Raw genomic sequence first — 17,234 nt, forward strand, 5'->3', positions numbered from 1 at the left:
GATCTCAGCCGTCGAACGCCGCCCGTAGCGTTTCGAACGGCGCCAGCGCGCCGCGGACCTGGACCACGGCGGCGGCGACGCGATGGGCTCGGTTTGCCGCCTCCTGCGGGCCATGGCCGGCAAGACGCGCCGCGATATAGCCGCCATTGAAGGAATCGCCGGCGCCGGTGGTGTCTACAGGGGCCGCGACATGGATCGCCGGCACGTCGTGCAGTATCCCGCTTTCGGCAATCAGCGCCGGCTGCTCGCCGTTCTTGACGACGACCTCGCCGACCCATTGCCGGAGCCGCTCGGCGGTCGCCCGCGGCGTTGCATCCTCAAACAGCATCTGCTCGTCGGGGAAGGTCGGCAGTGCGATGTCGGTAACGGCAAGCGCCTCGACGATAGCCGCTTGCGCGTTCTCGCGGTTGCGCCAGAGCCGTGGCCGATAGTTGGGATCAAAGGCGATCAGCGAGCCCGCCGCCCGCGCCTTGGCCACGGCGGCCAGCAGTGTTTTGCGCGCGGCATCGTCCAGAATTGCCAAAGTGATTCCGGAAAAGTACACAAGCGATTGATTTTCCAGGTTTTTCGACAGTGCTGTGGGATCCGAGGCGAGCTGCCGCGCGGCGGCGTCGCCGCGCCAGTAAGTGAAGGAGCGCTCGGCCCCTGTCAGCGTGATCGCATAGAGGCCGGGCCGCGCGCCCGGTATCACCGGACTGGAACCGATGCCGATGCCGTTTTCGGCGAAGAAGCCGATCTGGCCCTGCGAGAAGGGATCGTCGCCGAAGGCCGAGACATAGGTTGCAGGGCGGTCGCCGCTCAGCGCATGCAGCGCCCACAGCGTGTTGAACGTGTCGCCGGCGAAACCCATGTGCCAGTTCGGGCCGGTCTGGCCCGACAGTTCAAGCATGCATTCGCCGATCGAGGCGACGCCGTTTCCCGCCATCTGCAATCCTCCAGTGATTTCGGTGCTGTAGCTTTTTGCCGGCGGCAGCGCCATGCTTGGCAAGCAGGCATTTTTGCGCCACAGCGTTTTCCCACAGGCTGGCGGGACGCGATCCGCCCGGCAGAACGTTATCCGCAGCAGAGGAACCGGTTTGGCATCGATATGGCGTTATCTCCTGGCGGGTCTTGGTCTGGCTGCTCTGCTGGTCGGCGTCCTCGCGGTCGTCTATCTGTCCGCGCCGCAATCGGCGCAGCTTGCCGGCCCGGATGTCTCGCGGACGAAGAAAACCGACAACGGGCTGTACATGGCGAGCTTCGTACCGGAACGGGGCGTGGTACGGCAGGGCGAACTGGAATCCTGGCTGCTGACGCTCAAAACAAAGACAGGAGCTTCGGTGGAGCGAGCCGCGATCGCCATCTCCGGCGGCATGCCGCAACACAATCACGGCCTGCCGACCAGCCCGCAGGTCACCGATTACCTGGGCGACGGACGCTACCGGATCGAAGGGGTCAAGTTCACGATGAGCGGCTGGTGGCAACTTCGTTTCGCCATCTCGTCCGGCGCCGGCTCCGACACGGTGCTGTTCAACGTGGTGCTGTGAGCGATCGATGAAGCGGCTTTTCTGTTTTCTGGCGCTAACGGTGGCCGTTGTTCTTGGCGGCTGCGGCAAGCCGGATTTCTCCGACGCCGAGAAGAAGACCATCGCCTCGCTGGCGTTGAACACGCTGCCGTCGTTGAAGCCCGACACCACAAACCGCTTTGCCGATGTGCCGGCCGCTGCGGCGCTCGGCTCGACGCTGTTCTTCGATCTCGGGATGAGCCGCGACGGCACGGTCTCATGCTCGACCTGCCACAAGATCGACCGCCAGTTCCAGGACGACCTGCCACAAGCGGTGGGCGTTGGCCATACCAACCGCCGCACAATGGCATTGGCGGGCGTGGCGCGTGACCCCTGGTTCTTCTGGGACGGCCGTCGCGACAGCCTGTGGGCGCAAGCGCTGACGCCGCTGGAAAACCCGCTGGAACAGGCGGGAAACCGCACCGCCTACGCACACTACATCAAGGCGCGCTTTGGCGAGCGCTACGAGCGCATTTTTGGGCCGCTGCCCGATTTTTCCGGCATTCCGCTGAATGCCAGCCCGCTCGGAACAGATGCCGAAAAGACTGCCTGGAATGCGATGAGCGATGCGCAGCGCGATGACATCAACGGCGTCTATGCCAATATCGGCAAGGCGATCGCGGCCTTTGAACGCTCGATCGAGCCGGCGCAGACGCGCTTCGACCGCTTTGCGCTGGACCTCGCCACCGGCGCCGAACCGAAGGGCGATGCGGTTTTTACGCGGGAAGAAATCCTCGGGCTGAAACTGTTCATAGGCAAGGCCAATTGCGTGACCTGCCACAACGGCCCGCGCTTCACCGACAACAGTTTTCACAACACCGGCGTGCCGCCCGTCGCGGATCTGCCGCTGGATCGCGGGCGCATCGATGCGGTGGCACAGGTCGAGGCCGACCCGTTCAACTGTTTCGGCGTCTATCGCGACGGCGATGCGAGCGCCTGCGGCGAACTGCGTTTTATGGTCAAGGGTGCGCCGCAACTGATCCGCGCTTACAAGACGCCATCGTTGCGCGGCGCAGCCACGCGGCCACCCTACATGCATGCAGGGCAGTTTTCGTCGCTCGACGAGGTGGTGGCGCACTACGCCAAGGCGGCACCCAGTGTGGAGGGGGTATCCGAAATTCATCCGCTGGAGCTGTCGGATCGTGAGCGCGCGGCGCTGGTGGCGTTTTTGAAGACTTTGGCGGAATGACCTATCGATCCTTCACTGTCTCCATCGCCACGAAGGTCGAGGTCTGGGCGACATGCGGAAGCGCCGAGATACGCTCGCCCAGAACGCGGCGGTAGGCGGCGATGTCCTTGGTGCGGACCTTCAGCAGATAGTCGAAGCTCGACGCCATCATGTGGCACTGCTCGATCTCCGGCACGCTCTGGACGGACCGGTTGAAGGCGTCGAGTGCTGCGGAACGGGTGTCGGACAGTTTTACCTGGACGAAGGCGACATGGCCTTCGCCCATGCGCTCGCGGTCGATGATCGCCTGGTAGCCCCTGATATAGCCGTCTTTCTCCAACCGCTTAACCCGCGCCTGCACCGGCGTCTTCGACAGGCCGACCTTTGCTGCCAGTTCCGACATGGAAAGCCGGCCATTGCTTGCCAGCGCAGACAGGATGTTCCTGTCGATGCGGTCCAATTGGTCTTCGGTCATCAAAAAGGCAGTCTATTTGTTGATCTTCTGTCGTCATGATGGATCAAATGGCCTGTGATGTCGATTTCTTTGGACCGACTGAAATCTGCGCCTGTGCTAGCTTGCGCCATTCGGTCCGGTGACCGCCGGCCCGCTCGCTGATGCTCGCTCCACAGGACCCGCCATGCCGCTCGACACCATCCGCCAGCAGATCCGCGCCAACTATTTGCCTGACGAAGACGAGGCCGTGAAGCGGCTGGCCGAGGCGACAGGGCTTTCGGCCGGGGATCGCGATGCGATCTCGGCGCGAGCCGCCGATCTGGTGCGGGCGGTGCGCGGCTCGTCCGATCCCCGACTGATGGAAGTCTTCCTCTCCGCCTACGGCCTGTCGACCAAGGAAGGCGTGGCGCTGATGTGCCTGGCCGAGGCGCTGCTGCGCGTGCCGGACACCGAGACGATGGACGATTTGATCGCCGACAAGATCGCGCCGCATGACTGGTCCGCGCATTCCGGCGGTTCCAGCTCGATCTTCGTCAACGCCTCGACCTGGGCGCTGATGCTGACCGGTCGCGTGCTGGATGAGGGCGAGGGCGGCATCGAAGGCACGCTGCGCTCGATGGTGCGCAGGCTGGGCGAGCCGGTCATCCGCAAGGCGGTGGCCGCCGCTATGCGCGAGATGGGCGAACAGTTCGTGCTTGGCCGCACCATCGCCGAAGCCGTCAAGCGCGGCCGGCCGATGATTCAGAAGGGCTATCTCTATTCCTTCGACATGCTGGGTGAGGCGGCCCGCACCGAGGCCGATGCGCTGCGCTATCTCAAGGCCTATGCCGATGCGATTTCCTCGCTCGATTCCGGCTCCAACGGTCCAGACATCAGGCAGAACCACGGCATCTCGGTCAAGCTCTCGGCGCTGCATCCGCGCTACGAAGTGGCGCAGAGGGAAGAGATGCTGCCTGTGATGGCCGAGCGGCTGTTGTCGCTGGCGCTGGCCGCGCGCCATTCGCGCATGGGCCTCAACATCGACGCCGAGGAGGCCGATCGCCTCGATCTGTCGCTCGACGTCATCGAGCGCGTGCTGGCAGAGCCGGAACTCGCCGGCTGGAACGGCTTTGGCGTCGTCGTCCAGGCCTATGGGCCGCGTGCGGCGTTTGCCATCGACTGGCTCTACGCGCTGGCCAAGAAATACGACCGCACCATCATGGTGCGGCTGGTCAAGGGCGCCTATTGGGACACCGAGATCAAGCGGGCGCAGACGCTCGGACTATCCGGCTATCCCGTCTTCACCCGCAAGGCCAACACCGACGTCTCCTACATGGCTTGCGCGAAGAAACTGCTTGGCATGACCGACCGCATCTATCCGCAATTCGCCACCCACAACGCCCACACCGTCGCCGCCATCCTGTCGATGGCGGAAAGTCGCGACTCCTTCGAGTTCCAGCGCCTGCATGGCATGGGCGAGGCACTGCACGAGACCGTGCGCCAGGCCGAAGGCACGCGTTGCCGCATCTATGCGCCGGTCGGCGCGCATTCCGATCTGCTGGCCTATCTGGTCCGCCGGCTGCTGGAGAACGGCGCCAATTCCTCTTTCGTGCACCAGCTGACCGACGAGGATGTCGAGCCGGAGGACATCGCGCGCGATCCGCTCGAAACGGTCGAGGACCAGGGGCCTGCCGCCAATCCGGCGATTGCCCGGCCGTCCCAGATCTTTGGCTCCGGCCGCCGCAACTCCAGGGGATTCGACATCACCGACACGGTGACGCTGGCGGCGATCGACAAGGCCAGAGCGGCCTTCGCCGGACCGGATCGCTGGCATGCCAAGCCAATCACGCGCGCCGCCGGCTATGGCAAGCAGCGCCCGGTCGTCAATCCGGCCAAGCCTGACGAAGTGGTCGGCACGGTCAGCGAGGCCGCCGCCAAGCAGGTGGCGACCGCTGTACGCTTCGCCGTGGAGGCGCAGCCCGCCTGGGCAAAACGTCCGGTTGCCGAGCGAGCCGCCATCCTCGACCGCGCCGCCGATCTCTATGAGACCAACGCCGTCGAGTTCTTCGCACTCGCCACCCGCGAGGCCGGCAAATCGCTGGCCGACGGTGTCGCCGAGGTGCGTGAGGCCGTAGACTTCTTGCGCTACTACGCTGCCGAAGCGGCCAACAACGAAGCCGGCACGCAGGCGCGCGGCGCCATTGTCTGCATCTCGCCGTGGAATTTCCCGCTCGCTATCTTCACCGGCCAGATCGCGGCGGCACTGGTCACCGGCAATTCGGTCATCGCCAAGCCGGCCGAGCAGACGCCGCTGATCGCCTTCCGCGCCGTCGAGTTGCTGCGCGAGGCCGGGGTGCCGGAAGACGTCATCCAGCTGCTGCCCGGCGACGGCCCTTCGGTCGGCGGCCCGCTGACCGCCGATCCGCGCATTGCCGGCGTCTGCTTCACCGGCTCGACCGAGGTCGCCAAGCTGATCGAGAAGCAGCTGGCGGAGACCGCGGCACCCGACGCAATGCTGATCGCCGAGACCGGTGGCCTCAACGCCATGATCGTCGATTCCACCGCGCTGCCCGAACAGGCGGTGCGTGATATTCTGGCTTCCGCCTTCCAGAGTGCCGGCCAGCGCTGCTCGGCGCTGCGCGTGCTCTACGTGCAGAAGGACGTCGAGAAGAAGATGCTGGAGATGCTGAAGGGCGCCATGGAAGCGCTCAACATCGGTGATCCCTGGCAGATTTCGACCGATGTCGGTCCAGTCATCGATGATGAGGCGCAGGTCTCGATCCGCGATTATTGCACGAAGAAGGGCCTCGAGGGTCGGCTGATCGCCAAGCTCGAGGCGCCGAAGGACGGCCGCTTCGTTGCTCCGCATGTCTTCCGGGTCAAGGGCATCGAGGAGATGGACCGCGAAGTGTTCGGGCCGGTGTTGCATGTCGCCACCTTCGATTCCGATGAGATCGATGCGGTCATCGCCGCCATCAACCGCAAGGGCTATGGCCTGACCTTCGGCCTGCACACCCGCATCGAGGGCCGCGTCCAGCATTTCGTCGACGGCATCCACGCCGGCAACATTTACGTCAACCGCAACCAGATCGGCGCCGTCGTTGGTTCGCAGCCCTTTGGCGGCGAGGGGCTGTCCGGCACCGGTCCGAAGGCCGGCGGGCCGCACTATCTCCGGCGTTTCCGCAAGGGGCCGGAGGCAGGCACCCATTTGCAGGATGGCCACAAGGTGACGGCGACCGAACTGGCCGACAATCTGCCCGATCCCACGCTTGGCGGCTGGTCGACGCGGCCGGATCGAATCGCGATCCTGAGGAAACATCTGCGCGGCAAGGGCGCTGCCGCCATTGGCGCCGCCGCTGCAATCGATTTCGGCCAGGTCGACCTGCCCGGACCGACCGGCGAGGCCAACACGCTGTCGTTGTCACCACGCGGGCGGGCGCTGTGCCTCGGCCCCGACGCCGACACGCTGCTTGCGCAGACGATCCAGGCGCTCGCCGCAGGCAATGCGGTACTGGCTGTGGCGCCGGGAGCGCCGGCCGCACTCTCCGCATTGACCGGCAAGGGCTTGCCATTGGCTGCTATAGATGGCCGGCCTGATCCGGTCGAAGCGCGCTCGCTGCGCGTCGATGTCGTGGCTTTTTCAGGCGCACCGGAAGCCGCCCGCATCGTGCGCAAGGTCATCGCCGACAGGACTGGCCCGATCGTGCCGCTGGTCAGCGAGGTGCTCAACCCGGCGGCCTATGCGCATGAGCGGGCCGTCTGCGTCGACACCACAGCGGCCGGCGGCAATGCCAGCCTGCTGGCTGCGGCATAAGGACTGTTCGCACCTCGCTTGCTTTGTCTCGAGTTGCCGGGGATAAACACGGGCGGCAATTCGAGCGGGGCGACCGATCAGATGAATGACAAGTCCCCACCGTTTGAGCTGCCTTGCGTGGCGGTGATCATCACCTGCTACAATTACCGGCCTTACGTCGAACAGGCGATCCGCTCGGTGTTGGCACAGACCTACCGGAATTGGGACTGCGTCATCGTCGACGACGCCTCGACCGACGGTTCGGCCGACCATATCCGCCAGCTTCTGGCGGCCATCGACGATCCGCGCCTGCGCCTGTTGGCGCGCTCACAAAATGGCGGGCAGATCGCGGGGTTCCGCGACGGCTTTGCCGCGACCGACGCGCCTTTCGTGGTGTTTCTCGATGCCGACGATGCGTGGCTGCCGGATTTTCTCCTGGCGCATCTGTCCGCCCACCTCAACGCGACACATTCGGCCGCGCTTTCGAGCTCCGATGTGTTCCTGGTCGACGGCAGCGGCACGTTGCTGAGCGGCACTTTCCTTCCCTTGCGCAAACCGCGCTCCGGGCCAGATGGCAATGGCGTCGCCATCGCACCGGGTGGCCGGCTTGCCGGCATGGCGTCCGGGATTGCCTACCCATCGGAGCATCCGGTGACCTATTTCACGCCTGCGACTACCGGCTGGCTATGGTCACCATGCTCGGCGATCATGTACCGGCGTGGCGCGCTGGAATCGGTCCTGTCCTTCCCGTTCAAGGCCAAGGTGGGGACGGATTATCTGACAGCCACATGCGCGCATCTGGCAGGCGGCAGCCTCATCCTCTCCGAAGGACTCGGCCTCTATCGCCTGCACGGGTCGAACGTCTCCTCCACCGGCGCTGGCTTTGCCGGCGGCCATGTTCGGCAAACGCCTGCCTACCGGGCCTACAGGAGCACATTGGCGGCGGATGTCGTCGACTATGTGCTTGAGAATTCAGCCTGGCTCGCTGAAGTCAACGGGCGCAATTTCATACCTGCATTCCTGACGCAGCATGTGCGTCAGTTCAGGGAGCTTGCCGATGATCCGCGGCTGATGCGACACCTGATCCGGAGACGGCCCTGGCAGTGGCTGCGCATGCACATTGCCCAGTGGCTGCGTCGGCTGGGTGGGCGCGCTTCCACGCGATCATGACGAGGGGTGCCGGAGGTGCTTTGCTCCGGCAAAGCCACGTCAGGCGCCTTCGACGACCGAAAACCCTTCGAACTGCGGGTGGCCGAGATAGTGGACCTTGGTCGTGCCGACATTCCTGTGCGCGGCGCGGAAATTTTCCGACTTGGTCCAGGCGACGAAATCGTCCTGGCTCGCCCACACCGTGTGCGAGGCAAACAGCGTGTAGCCCTCGGTCTCGTTGACCGGGCCGCGCAGCAGATGGAATTCCCGAAAGCCCTTCATCTCGGCAAGACTGGAATCGCGGTTTTTCCATACGGCCTCGAAATCGGCCTCCGAGCCGTTCTGCACCTTGAAGCGGTTCATGGCGATGTACATGGGGTTCCTCTCGGTTATTCGCGTGCGTTGATGTTGGGTAGTTGCTTGAGCTGTCAAGGCGAGAAGGGGCCGATTGGCGCTTTGAAACGCCAGTTCATCAGCCCGGTCTCGGGAGGAATCGGCGGGAACGGTGCCTGTTTTCGCACCAGCTCCAAAGCGAATTGATCGAGTTCGGGCGAGCCTGAGCTTTTGGCAAGCTGCAGGTCGACAATGTTTCCATTGGCCAGCACGACAAACGCCACCAATGCGTTGTTGCGGGCTGTCGTTTGTGCCGATTTCGATACGCGGCGATTGGCGCGAGCCAACTTGCTGGCTATCTCGCCGCTATAGCGGGACGCCGCCGCGCTCCCGGTATCGGCTTGCTTTCGGCCCTCGCTCGCAATTGCCGCCTTGGTTTCGTTGCCGTCCGCTGTGCCGCGTTTCTCTGCAACTTTGCTTCCTGCCGCGGGAGCGACTGCCGGCGTTGGCCTGGCACTCGGGATCGGCGGCTGCTCCGGAACGGCGACAGACGCTTCGGTACTTTCGGCCTGGACGGTCGGCTGTGCCGACGTTTCGACCTTGGCAGCCACGCTCTGGTTATCCGGGCGCGGCGTTGCCGCCACCAGTATATCTGGCGTTGCCGCTGGCTGTTTGACAGTTTCCGGCAAAGGCTTGGGCTGCGGCTTGGCAGCTTCCTGGGTTGGTTTGGGAGCTTGCTCCAAAGCTTCCTGGGCTGGCTGCGGAGGTCTTGCCGGCGGAACTGGTTTGACCGCTGGCTCCGGTTTGGTCGGCTGCGGTGTCGGCTCCAGCGTGACATTGATTGCCGCCGGATCCTTGTCCAACGCGCTGCCGGCCACCCTGTCTCCGGTCTGATCGCTGCCTTCCGATTGCACCGCATCCCGGGAATTGAACGTGCCGGACGGCGAGATCAGAAAGAATGCCGCCGCTGCGCCATGGAGCAGGCCGGAGACGACGATCGCCGCAGGCCATTTGCTGTTGCGGGCGGTCGGCCGCGCGACTGCAAGCGGTTCGGCCGGCGCTATCGCCAGTTCGCTGCCGGCGTCGGGGAGGGGACTGATTTCCTGCATGTCGCGGGCCGGAAATTGCAGCGACCAGCGGGCAAAAGTCAAATCAAGATCGTTTGCCCCTGGTATCGTCGGCCCGAGGCCGGCCAGCGACCAAGCCACGGTCTTTCCTGTGAATGTGGGATGCAGTCCCAATGCCGTTCTCAGACGCCGAAAGCGATGCCGGTCTTGGTGTCCGTCTTCAGCTTGCGCATGCAGGCGGCCGGTTCAACGCCGGAGCCGGCGCATTCCGTCGCGCTGTTGATCAGCACGCGACTGATCTTGGTGCAGTCGGTGCCGGCGAGATCAAAGCGCGTCGCCTTGGTCTTGCCTGCCGGCAAATCCTTGAAATCGAGCACGGTCAGCCGGTCGACGACGCCGGCCTCGTTGAACAGCGCGATCTCGAACGCCGCCTTGGAGAGGTCGGCGCCGAGATTGTTGTTGACCAGGAAGGTCAGCCGGCAGCCCTTGTCGGAAGGTTGCGCGGCATTAAGCTCCAGGGTCAGCGCAGGGAACGGCGCGGACCCTTCAGCCCACGCCGGAACCATCGCAAGCGACATCGCCAGCGTCGAGGTCCGCAGACGAAGAGATGTCGTCAAGCTCATCATGATCATCAGCCTCCAAATCGCATTGTTGCCGCCAGCTTCAGCGTGATGCCCGGCTCATAGACCGCGACTGTCGTGGTGCCGTTCAGCGGGTTGGCGTATTTGACATCGAACAGATTGATGAGGTGGAACGGCCCGCTCCGACAGCATCAAGTGCTAACGTGGCCGTTGTTTCAACGCCACCAAGGAGGGACCGTTCCGTGACGCAGATTAACACCATCGGGCTAGATTTGGCCAAGCAGGTTTTCCAAGTTCACGGCGCAGACGCCGAAGGCGCGCCGCTGTTCAACAGGCGGTTGCGCCGGGCCGAAGTGCTGCGCTTCTTCGAGAAGCAGCCAACCTGTCTCGTCGGCCTCGAGGCCTGCGGCGGGGCACATTACTGGGCGCGTGAGATCGCAGCACTCGGCCATGACGTCCGGTTGATCCCGCCGGCCTACGTCAAGCCCTTTGTCAAGCGCGGCAAGACCGATGCTGCCGACGCCGAGGCGATCAGCGAGGCGGTAACCCGCAAGACCATGCGCTTTGTGCCGATCAAGTCGGCCGAGCAACAGGCGGCGGCGATGGTGCTGAGGACGCGAGCTCTGCTGCTGCGCCAAAGAACACAAGTGATCAACGCCTTGCGCGCTCATATGTCCGAATTGGGCATCATCGCGGCTGCCGGCCCGGCGAAGGTGGCGGCATTAGCCGCGATCGTGCGTGACCCGACAGATGCTCGCCTGCCTGCGGCGGCGCGCTTCGCCCTGACGGCCCTTGTCGACCAGTTAGACACTCTGAGCGAACAGGTCGAACGACTTGAGCGCGAGATCGTCACCGAGGCAAAGCATGACGAAGACATGCGCCGTCTGACCACGATCCCGGGCGTCGGCGCGATCACAGCGGCGACCGTCAAGGCGCTGGTTCCCGATCCGGACGGGTTTAGGTCGGGCCGTCACCTTGCCGCTTGGCTTGGGCTTACGCCGAGGTCGCATTCGAGCGGCGGCAAGGAGCTGTTGGGCGGCATCTCGAAGATGGGCAACACGGAGCTTCGATCTCTCCTTGTAAATGGCGCTACCTCTGTCCTGCGCCATGCCAGAAACAACGACAGGGCACTGCCCTGGTTGACCGCGTTGCTAGCGCGTCGGCCCTTCAAGGTCGTCGCCATCGCGCTTGCCAACAAGATCGCGAGGATCATCTGGGCCCTGCTAACGAAGGGCGGGACCTATCGGAAACCTGGTGTGATGGCGGTTCGTGCGGCAAACGCCTGAGGGCAGAGTACCGACACGAGCTACCGGAGAAGAGCCAGGAAGAGGCGAGGTGCATTGAGCAGACGATGATTCCACGGGACGAAATCCCGACGCGGGAGAGGCTTGCGCGACAATGTGCTTCGAGCACGTCAGATTGATCAGCCACCCGCTTCGCGGACTTCATCGAGGCCAGCGGTCATGGGCCGCGCTGAAAGGCCGGACATATGACTGCACCGTTCCCGCGTGATGAAATCGACTAAAAAAGCCCTTGCAACGCGGGCCGTTCCACATATGTCGGCGCGGAAATCGACCTTCAGATTGTCGGTCGCCTGATAGCTGGCGAAGGCATTGACCAGCGTGTAGTCCTCGGCCACCGCATTGCCCTTCGGCTTGCCGTTGTACTGCACCTCGCCGCCGACGGTCAGCTTGTCCTCGAGGAAGCGCAGGCCGAGTTGGGCGGTGACCTGCGAAGAGGGGATGGTGGCGAGATCGGCTTCCACACCCTTGTAGGACATGGTGTGGCCGTTCGTGATCGATGCCGAAAGCCCGGCATAGCCCCATCCGGCGTCGTAGACGCTTTCAAACTCAAAACCGTGGATCTTGGCCTTGGCGAAATTCTGGTACTGATAGCAGATCGGAATGCCGGGGCCGAACGGGCAGCCACTGCCTGGGGCGAACGGCGACAATGTCACGCCTTCGATATAGTCGTCGACGTCGTTGTTGAAATATGCCGCCTTGATGCGGAGTGCGTCGCCAGCCTCCAATATATCGTTCTGCTTGTAGTTGATTCCGAATTCGGTCGTCTTGCCGGTCTCAGGCCGCAGGTTCGGATTGGGCAGGAATGGGAAGGTGACACCTGCCGGATGGTTGCCGCTGATCAGCGTCTCCGTAAGGGAAGGCGAACGGTAACCTTCCGCGTAAGTGCCATAGAATTGCAAGCCGGCAAGGCTGGCGTTGTCGAAGGGCGAGACGCCGACGGTGATGCGCGGCGACAACCGGTCGCCCGATGTATCGTGGGTGTCATCCCTAAGGCTGTAGCTGTCGTAACGCAGCCCGGCGATCACCTCGAGCCAGTCCCAGGTGAGCTTGTCCTGGACATAGGCGCCGGACACATTCCGCTTGCCCGACGGCGTGTAGAAACTGTCGCCACCGGCGGTGCCGCCAGTCTTGACGTCGTCATTCACCCAGTCGCCGCCATAGGTCAATTCGTGCGCAACGCCACCGGTCTCGAATCGCGAGGTGTTCCAGATGTCGATTGCCGCCGTGCCGACATCGAAAGTCGACGTCGAGCCGGTTGGCAGCACCACCGGAAGACCTGTGACCGGATCGAAGCGGTTTTGCGGAACAAGGCTGGTCAGGTCGAGATTGGTCTTGTTGTACGATGTGTTGATGTGGAGATCGAGCCAGCTCTTGTCTTCGTCAGTGACGTTGTAACGGGCCGTGAAGGTGTTCGACTTCAGGTCGACATCATTGACCGGCACACCGCCGCTGGTTTCGTCCCAGCTGTCGCTTGAGCCGACCCAGCCGAGCTTCAGCTCGCTGTTGTCGGTCGGGCGGATGGTGGTCTTGAGCATGCCGCTCAAAACGTCGAAGCCGGTGCCGTTGACGGTGTCGCCGCCGCCATCCTTGTAGTCGTCATAGTTGCGGTAGACGATGTTGCCCAAGACGTCCCAATTCTCGTTGACGCGGTAGGCGCCGGTGGCGCTTGTGGTCCAGCCCTTGCCGTTGCTCTCATAGCGTCCGGTTACCGAAGCGCCCCATGTTTCCTCCGGCTTGAGGAAGTCGGCGGCGTCCTTGGTGTCGAAGAAGACGACGCCGCCGATGGCGCCTGAGCCATAGGTGTTGGCGACAGGACCACGGATCACGTCGACGGATTTGATGAGCTCGGGATCGATGTAGAAGGTCGACTGGGTGCCGTGGTCGGAGCGCTGGAAATCCTGGCGCGCGCCGTCGACGATGACGGCAATGCGGCCGAAATCCTGCAGGCCGCGAATGTTGATGCTGGTGCTGACGCGCCTGGCGTCGGCTTGTGCTGCGACGCCGGGCACGCCGAAGAGTATCTCGTTGGGCGTCGTCGCCATGCGGCGGTCGAGCTGTTCCTGGTCGAGATGGCTGGCCGAGGCCAGCGATTCGATCGCTGTCTCGCCGGTGCGGCTGAGCACCAGGATCTTGTCGAGCAGCGTTGCGCCCGCGGGGGCGGCTTTTTCCTGGTCAGCCTTCTTTGATTGATCCGTCTGTTCGCCCGCCGGCTGCGTTGCTTGTTGGGCATGCGCCGATGGCGCGGACAGGGCGATCGCCGCCACGCTTGCCAACAAAGCCGCCACACCGTTCGCCGCCGACCGGTCGCGCCATTCCCAGTTCACCAACCCCATGCCCCAACTCCAGATTCCAGGTTTCGTGCTGGCTGGCCCGTGGCTCGCTGGCATTTTTGATCGTGTCCGGCGCGTTAAATGTTGACTCATTTAATCCGGTATTGCACTGACTAATAAACATGATTATTCAAGTCAAGAAATGAATCGGATCTTCGCAACGCCTAGCCAGACGCCCGGCACAGGAAAGGGATCGACCCAGATGAACACCCACAATCCCAATGACTTTCGCTACCGCGTCCGCCGTTCCGACGAAGCCCCCGTCACCCGTTTCGACCGGGTTCCGCTGGCGGTCAGAACATTGTCCAGCAACACGCTGTTCCAGGGCGAGCACGAGATCGGCATCGAGCATCATGGCGCTCTCTACCGGCTGAAGATCACCCGGCAGGGCAAGCTCATTCTCAACAAGTAAGGCAAGGCAGCAGGGACGAGACATGGACCAGCGCGTAAAACCCGCCCCGCATGAAATCCGGCGGGCACGGACGGAAAATTCGAAGGCGCGCGAGCGTGACCTGGCCGCGCAACTCGGCATCTCGGAAGCCGAGTTGGTCGCCGCCAATTGCGGCGACGGCGTCGTCCGCGTCGAGCCGCGCGTCAACGACCTCCTGACCGGCCTCGAGGCGGTCGGCGAGGTGATGGCGCTGACCCGCAATGAAAGCGCCGTGCACGAAAAGATCGGCGTTTACGACAAGGTCGTCACCGGCAACCACAATGCCATGGTGCTCGGCGAGAACATCGACCTGCGTATCTTCCCGAAAGTTTGGGCGCATGGCTTTGCCGTGGAGAAGCGCGAGGGCGACGACATCCGCCGCAGCCTGCAGTTCTTCGACGCGGCAGGCGAGGCGGTGCACAAGGTGCATCTGCGTCCGGCCTCCAGCCTCTATGCCTACCAGAAGCTGGTCGCGTCGCTGGAATCCTCCAACCAGGAACCGACCGTCACTATTTCCGGGCAAGCCTCCGATGATGAGGGCGAGGCCACGGCGACGAACGCCAACCTTGACGATCTGCGCGACCGCTGGAGCCGGCTGACCGACGTGCACCAGTTCTTCGGCATGCTGAAAACGCTGAAGCTCAGCCGCCGCCAGGCGGTGCGCATGGTTGGAACCGACTATGCCTGGCTGCTCGACAATGACGCGGTCCGCGCCATGTTCCACCATGCCGCCGAAGGCGAGATGCCGATCATGTGCTTCGTCGGAAACCGCGGCTGCATCCAGATCCATTCCGGACCGGTCAAGTCGATCAAGCCGATGGGGCCGTGGATCAATGTGCTGGACGAGACCTTCCATCTGCACCTGCGCACCGACCACATCCATGAAGTCTGGGCGGTGCGCAAGCCGACCAAGGATGGCCATGTCACCTCGCTCGAGGTCTACACCGCCGACGGCGAGATGATCATCCAGTTCTTCGGCAAGCGCCACGAAGGCGAAAGCGAGCGCGACGATTGGCGCTTCCTGGCCGAGAACCTGCCGCGCATCCCGAACCCGACGGCAGCCTGAGGAACATAACGATGTCTTTTCTTTCGAAATCGCCGACCATGCGTGGCGCAATGGCCGGCCTTTCCCTCGTTTTTGCCGTGCTGCAGCCGGCTGCCGCCACCGAAGGCGTCTCGATTTTCACGGACACCTCGAAGATCGTCGCCATAGGCGGTTCGATCACCGAGATCGTCTATGCGCTCGGCGAGGAGAAACATCTGGTGGCGCGCGACTCCAGCAGCCGCTATCCGAAGGCGGCGTTCGATCTGCCCGATGTCGGCTATATGCGCGCGCTGTCGCCGGAAGGCGTATTGTCGGTCAATCCGACCGGCATCCTGGCGCTGCACGGCAGCGGTCCCAAGGAAGCCGTCGACGTGCTGAAGAAGAGCAGCGTTCCGTTCATCGAAGTGCCTGAGCATTATAGCCACGACGGCATCCTCGATAAGGTCCGCATCGTCGGCAAGGCGCTCGGCGTCGACGCCAAGGCCGACGTATTGGCCAAGGAACTCGATGCCAAGCTGACATCAGCCGAAAGGCAGACCGCCTCGATCAAGGAGCGCAAGCGCATCCTGTTCGTGCTGTCGATACAGGGTGGCAAGATCCTGGCGGCCGGCAGCGACACCGCGGCCGACGGCATGGTCAAGATGGCGGGCGGGGTCAATGCCGTCGAAGGCTTCTCCGGCTACAAGCAGATGTCCGACGAGGCCATCATCACCGCCAGGCCTGACGTGATCCTGATGATGAGCAATGCCGGACCGCCGGTGTCGGACGACGAATTGTTCGGCAATTCATCTGTTGCCTCGACGCCGGCCGGAACCGCGCGCAAGCTGATCCGCATCGATGGCGGCTATCTGCTCGGCTTCGGGCCGCGCACGGCTGAAGCCATCCACGACCTTGCTGTCTCGCTCTATGGCGCGCAGGTCACGGACTGAGCATCATGGTCGATCAATCGATCGCCGGCCAGGTGAAGGCGATGGCGAATGCATCCGAAGGCGACCGCTCGGGTCGCGCCCGCATCGTCATCCTGCTGCTGTGCCTCGGGCTCGCGGCCGCCGTGCTTTTGTCGCTCACGTCAGGGGCGTCGGATGCTTCGGCCGTCAACGTTCTCAGAGACTGGCTGCTTGGAGTCGTCCCGGGTGATGCAGCGCTGAGCGCTCGTGACAGCCTGATCGTCTACGACATCCGCTTGCCGCGCATCATCCTCGGCATGCTGGTTGGCGCGGCGCTCGCGGTCTCCGGCGCCGTTATGCAGGGACTGTTCCGCAATCCGCTGGCCGACCCCGGCCTGATCGGCGTTTCAGCCGGCTCCAGCCTTGGCGCGGTCGCCGTCATCGTGCTTGGCACCACGGTGCTGGCGCCGGTGACGGCCTTGTTCGGAACACTCGCGCTGCCGCTGGCCGCCTTCTTCGGCGGTCTTGCCACGACACTGGTGCTCTACCAGGTCGCCACGCGACGCGGGCAAACCTCGGTCGCCACCATGCTGCTGGCCGGCATCGCGCTGGCAGCCCTTGCCATGGCGCTGACCGGCATCCTCATCTTCATGGCGGACGATGGCCAGTTGCGCGACCTGACCTTCTGGCAATTGGGATCGCTCGGTGGCGCAACCTGGCAGAAGATCGGTTCCGTCGGGCCGATCATCATACTGGCATTGGCTGCGATGCCGTTCCTGGCGCGCGGGCTGAACGCGCTGGCGTTGGGCGAGGCGACCGCCGGCCATCTCGGCATTCCGGTACAGCGGCTGAAATATACGGCCATCATCGGTGTCTCGGCTGCGGTCGGTGCGTCTGTCGCCGTCAGCGGCGGCATCGGCTTCGTCGGCATCGTCGTGCCGCATCTGCTGCGCCTGCTGATCGGTCCGGACAATCGCTACCTGCTGCCGGCCTCGGCGCTGCTCGGTGCCTCGCTGCTGCTTCTGGCGGATGCTGTCGCCCGCACCATCGTGGCGCCGGCCGAACTGCCGATCGGCATCGTTACCGCGATCGCAGGCGCGCCGTTCTTCCTGTGGATCCTGCTGCGCAAGCGCGGCGTGGTTGATCTGTGAGATACGGGATTTGTGAGGC

At 63.8% G+C, this 17,234-nt stretch carries 15 protein-coding genes; 9 read left to right on the forward strand and 6 right to left on the reverse strand.

Annotation, left to right across the window (positions count from 1 at the left end):
* Positions 1-4 precede the first annotated feature (4 nt).
* Positions 5-925 (reverse strand): sugar kinase, encoded by a 921-nt coding sequence (locus AC56QX_RS20300; protein ID WP_497110212.1) that lies wholly within the window; start codon positions 923-925, stop codon positions 5-7.
* A 151-nt stretch (positions 926-1,076) separates the two neighbouring features.
* Between AC56QX_RS20300 and AC56QX_RS20305 the strand changes: the two genes are divergently transcribed.
* Together AC56QX_RS20305 and AC56QX_RS20310 are read left to right on the forward strand one after the other, a co-directional pair.
* Positions 1,077-1,526, forward strand: coding sequence for a FixH family protein (locus AC56QX_RS20305; RefSeq protein ID WP_497117824.1), 450 nt, complete (start codon positions 1,077-1,079; stop codon positions 1,524-1,526).
* Positions 1,527-1,533: 7 nt separating this feature from the next.
* Positions 1,534-2,733: a cytochrome-c peroxidase gene (locus AC56QX_RS20310; protein WP_497110213.1), complete on the forward strand. Its 1,200-nt coding sequence runs from the start codon at positions 1,534-1,536 to the stop codon at positions 2,731-2,733.
* A gap of 1 nt (position 2,734) precedes the next feature.
* Here the strand turns inward: AC56QX_RS20310 and AC56QX_RS20315 are convergent, their stop codons facing one another.
* Positions 2,735-3,187, reverse strand: coding sequence for an Lrp/AsnC family transcriptional regulator (locus tag AC56QX_RS20315; RefSeq protein WP_477439225.1), 453 nt, complete (start codon positions 3,185-3,187; stop codon positions 2,735-2,737).
* Positions 3,188-3,350: 163 nt separating this feature from the next.
* Between AC56QX_RS20315 and putA the strand changes: the two genes are divergently transcribed.
* Together putA and AC56QX_RS20325 are read left to right on the forward strand one after the other, a co-directional pair.
* Positions 3,351-6,959: a bifunctional proline dehydrogenase/L-glutamate gamma-semialdehyde dehydrogenase PutA gene (gene putA, locus AC56QX_RS20320; protein WP_497110214.1), complete on the forward strand. Its 3,609-nt coding sequence runs from the start codon at positions 3,351-3,353 to the stop codon at positions 6,957-6,959.
* Positions 6,960-7,040: 81 nt separating this feature from the next.
* Complete coding sequence (locus AC56QX_RS20325) at positions 7,041-8,108, forward strand: glycosyltransferase (protein ID WP_497110215.1); 1,068 nt, start codon at positions 7,041-7,043, stop codon at positions 8,106-8,108.
* A gap of 39 nt (positions 8,109-8,147) precedes the next feature.
* Here the strand turns inward: AC56QX_RS20325 and hmuQ are convergent, their stop codons facing one another.
* The 3 genes from hmuQ to AC56QX_RS20340 form a co-directional block, all read right to left on the reverse strand.
* A complete protein-coding gene (hmuQ, locus tag AC56QX_RS20330; protein WP_019858631.1) occupies positions 8,148-8,462 on the reverse strand; it encodes a heme-degrading protein HmuQ in 315 nt (104 codons plus the stop codon).
* 53 nt (positions 8,463-8,515) lie between these two features.
* Positions 8,516-9,298: an energy transducer TonB family protein gene (locus tag AC56QX_RS20335; protein WP_497110216.1), complete on the reverse strand. Its 783-nt coding sequence runs from the start codon at positions 9,296-9,298 to the stop codon at positions 8,516-8,518.
* Between the two features lie 371 nt (positions 9,299-9,669).
* On the reverse strand, positions 9,670-10,113 hold the full coding sequence (locus AC56QX_RS20340) for a hypothetical protein (RefSeq protein WP_497110217.1): 444 nt from the start codon (positions 10,111-10,113) through the stop codon (positions 9,670-9,672).
* Positions 10,114-10,310: 197 nt separating this feature from the next.
* Here AC56QX_RS20340 and AC56QX_RS20345 point away from each other — a divergent pair, with 197 nt between their 5' ends.
* Positions 10,311-11,354 carry an IS110 family RNA-guided transposase gene (locus AC56QX_RS20345; RefSeq protein ID WP_183465509.1) on the forward strand — a complete coding sequence of 348 codons (1,044 nt, stop codon included), beginning with the start codon at positions 10,311-10,313 and terminating at the stop codon, positions 11,352-11,354.
* A gap of 137 nt (positions 11,355-11,491) precedes the next feature.
* On the opposite strand, the gene AC56QX_RS20350 is transcribed toward AC56QX_RS20345, so the two are convergent.
* Positions 11,492-13,705: a TonB-dependent hemoglobin/transferrin/lactoferrin family receptor gene (locus AC56QX_RS20350; RefSeq protein WP_497110218.1), complete on the reverse strand. Its 2,214-nt coding sequence runs from the start codon at positions 13,703-13,705 to the stop codon at positions 11,492-11,494.
* A 199-nt stretch (positions 13,706-13,904) separates the two neighbouring features.
* On the opposite strand from AC56QX_RS20350, the gene hemP reads away from it, so the two are divergent.
* The 4 genes from hemP to AC56QX_RS20370 are packed head-to-tail and all read left to right on the forward strand — an operon-like array spanning position 13,905 to position 17,215.
* Positions 13,905-14,114 carry a hemin uptake protein HemP gene (gene hemP, locus AC56QX_RS20355; protein ID WP_027043821.1) on the forward strand — a complete coding sequence of 70 codons (210 nt, stop codon included), beginning with the start codon at positions 13,905-13,907 and terminating at the stop codon, positions 14,112-14,114.
* 22 nt (positions 14,115-14,136) lie between these two features.
* On the forward strand, positions 14,137-15,198 hold the full coding sequence (locus tag AC56QX_RS20360; protein WP_497110219.1) for a hemin-degrading factor: 1,062 nt from the start codon (positions 14,137-14,139) through the stop codon (positions 15,196-15,198).
* A gap of 11 nt (positions 15,199-15,209) precedes the next feature.
* Positions 15,210-16,106, forward strand: coding sequence for a heme/hemin ABC transporter substrate-binding protein (locus AC56QX_RS20365; protein ID WP_497110220.1), 897 nt, complete (start codon positions 15,210-15,212; stop codon positions 16,104-16,106).
* A gap of 5 nt (positions 16,107-16,111) precedes the next feature.
* On the forward strand, positions 16,112-17,215 hold the full coding sequence (locus AC56QX_RS20370) for a FecCD family ABC transporter permease (RefSeq protein ID WP_497110221.1): 1,104 nt from the start codon (positions 16,112-16,114) through the stop codon (positions 17,213-17,215).
* The last annotated feature ends 19 nt before the right edge of the window (positions 17,216-17,234 follow it).

It is taken from the genome of Mesorhizobium sp. RCAM 06353, from assembly GCF_059683585.1.

Excerpts from the sequence above, each read along its gene's own strand:
- AC56QX_RS20300 (WP_497110212.1), bottom strand. The coding sequence starts at position 925 with ATGGCGGGAAACGGCGTCGCCTCGATCGGCGAATGCATGCTTGAACTG.
- AC56QX_RS20310 (WP_497110213.1), top strand. The coding sequence starts at position 1,534 with ATGAAGCGGCTTTTCTGTTTTCTGGCGCTAACGGTGGCCGTTGTTCTT.
- AC56QX_RS20315 (WP_477439225.1), bottom strand. The coding sequence starts at position 3,187 with ATGACCGAAGACCAATTGGACCGCATCGACAGGAACATCCTGTCTGCG.
- putA (WP_497110214.1), top strand. The coding sequence starts at position 3,351 with ATGCCGCTCGACACCATCCGCCAGCAGATCCGCGCCAACTATTTGCCT.
- AC56QX_RS20325 (WP_497110215.1), top strand. The coding sequence starts at position 7,041 with ATGAATGACAAGTCCCCACCGTTTGAGCTGCCTTGCGTGGCGGTGATC.
- hmuQ (WP_019858631.1), bottom strand. The coding sequence starts at position 8,462 with ATGTACATCGCCATGAACCGCTTCAAGGTGCAGAACGGCTCGGAGGCC.
- AC56QX_RS20340 (WP_497110217.1), bottom strand. The coding sequence starts at position 10,113 with ATGATGAGCTTGACGACATCTCTTCGTCTGCGGACCTCGACGCTGGCG.
- AC56QX_RS20350 (WP_497110218.1), bottom strand. The coding sequence starts at position 13,705 with ATGGGGTTGGTGAACTGGGAATGGCGCGACCGGTCGGCGGCGAACGGT.
- hemP (WP_027043821.1), top strand. The coding sequence starts at position 13,905 with ATGAACACCCACAATCCCAATGACTTTCGCTACCGCGTCCGCCGTTCC.
- AC56QX_RS20360 (WP_497110219.1), top strand. The coding sequence starts at position 14,137 with ATGGACCAGCGCGTAAAACCCGCCCCGCATGAAATCCGGCGGGCACGG.
- AC56QX_RS20365 (WP_497110220.1), top strand. The coding sequence starts at position 15,210 with ATGTCTTTTCTTTCGAAATCGCCGACCATGCGTGGCGCAATGGCCGGC.
- AC56QX_RS20370 (WP_497110221.1), top strand. The coding sequence starts at position 16,112 with ATGGTCGATCAATCGATCGCCGGCCAGGTGAAGGCGATGGCGAATGCA.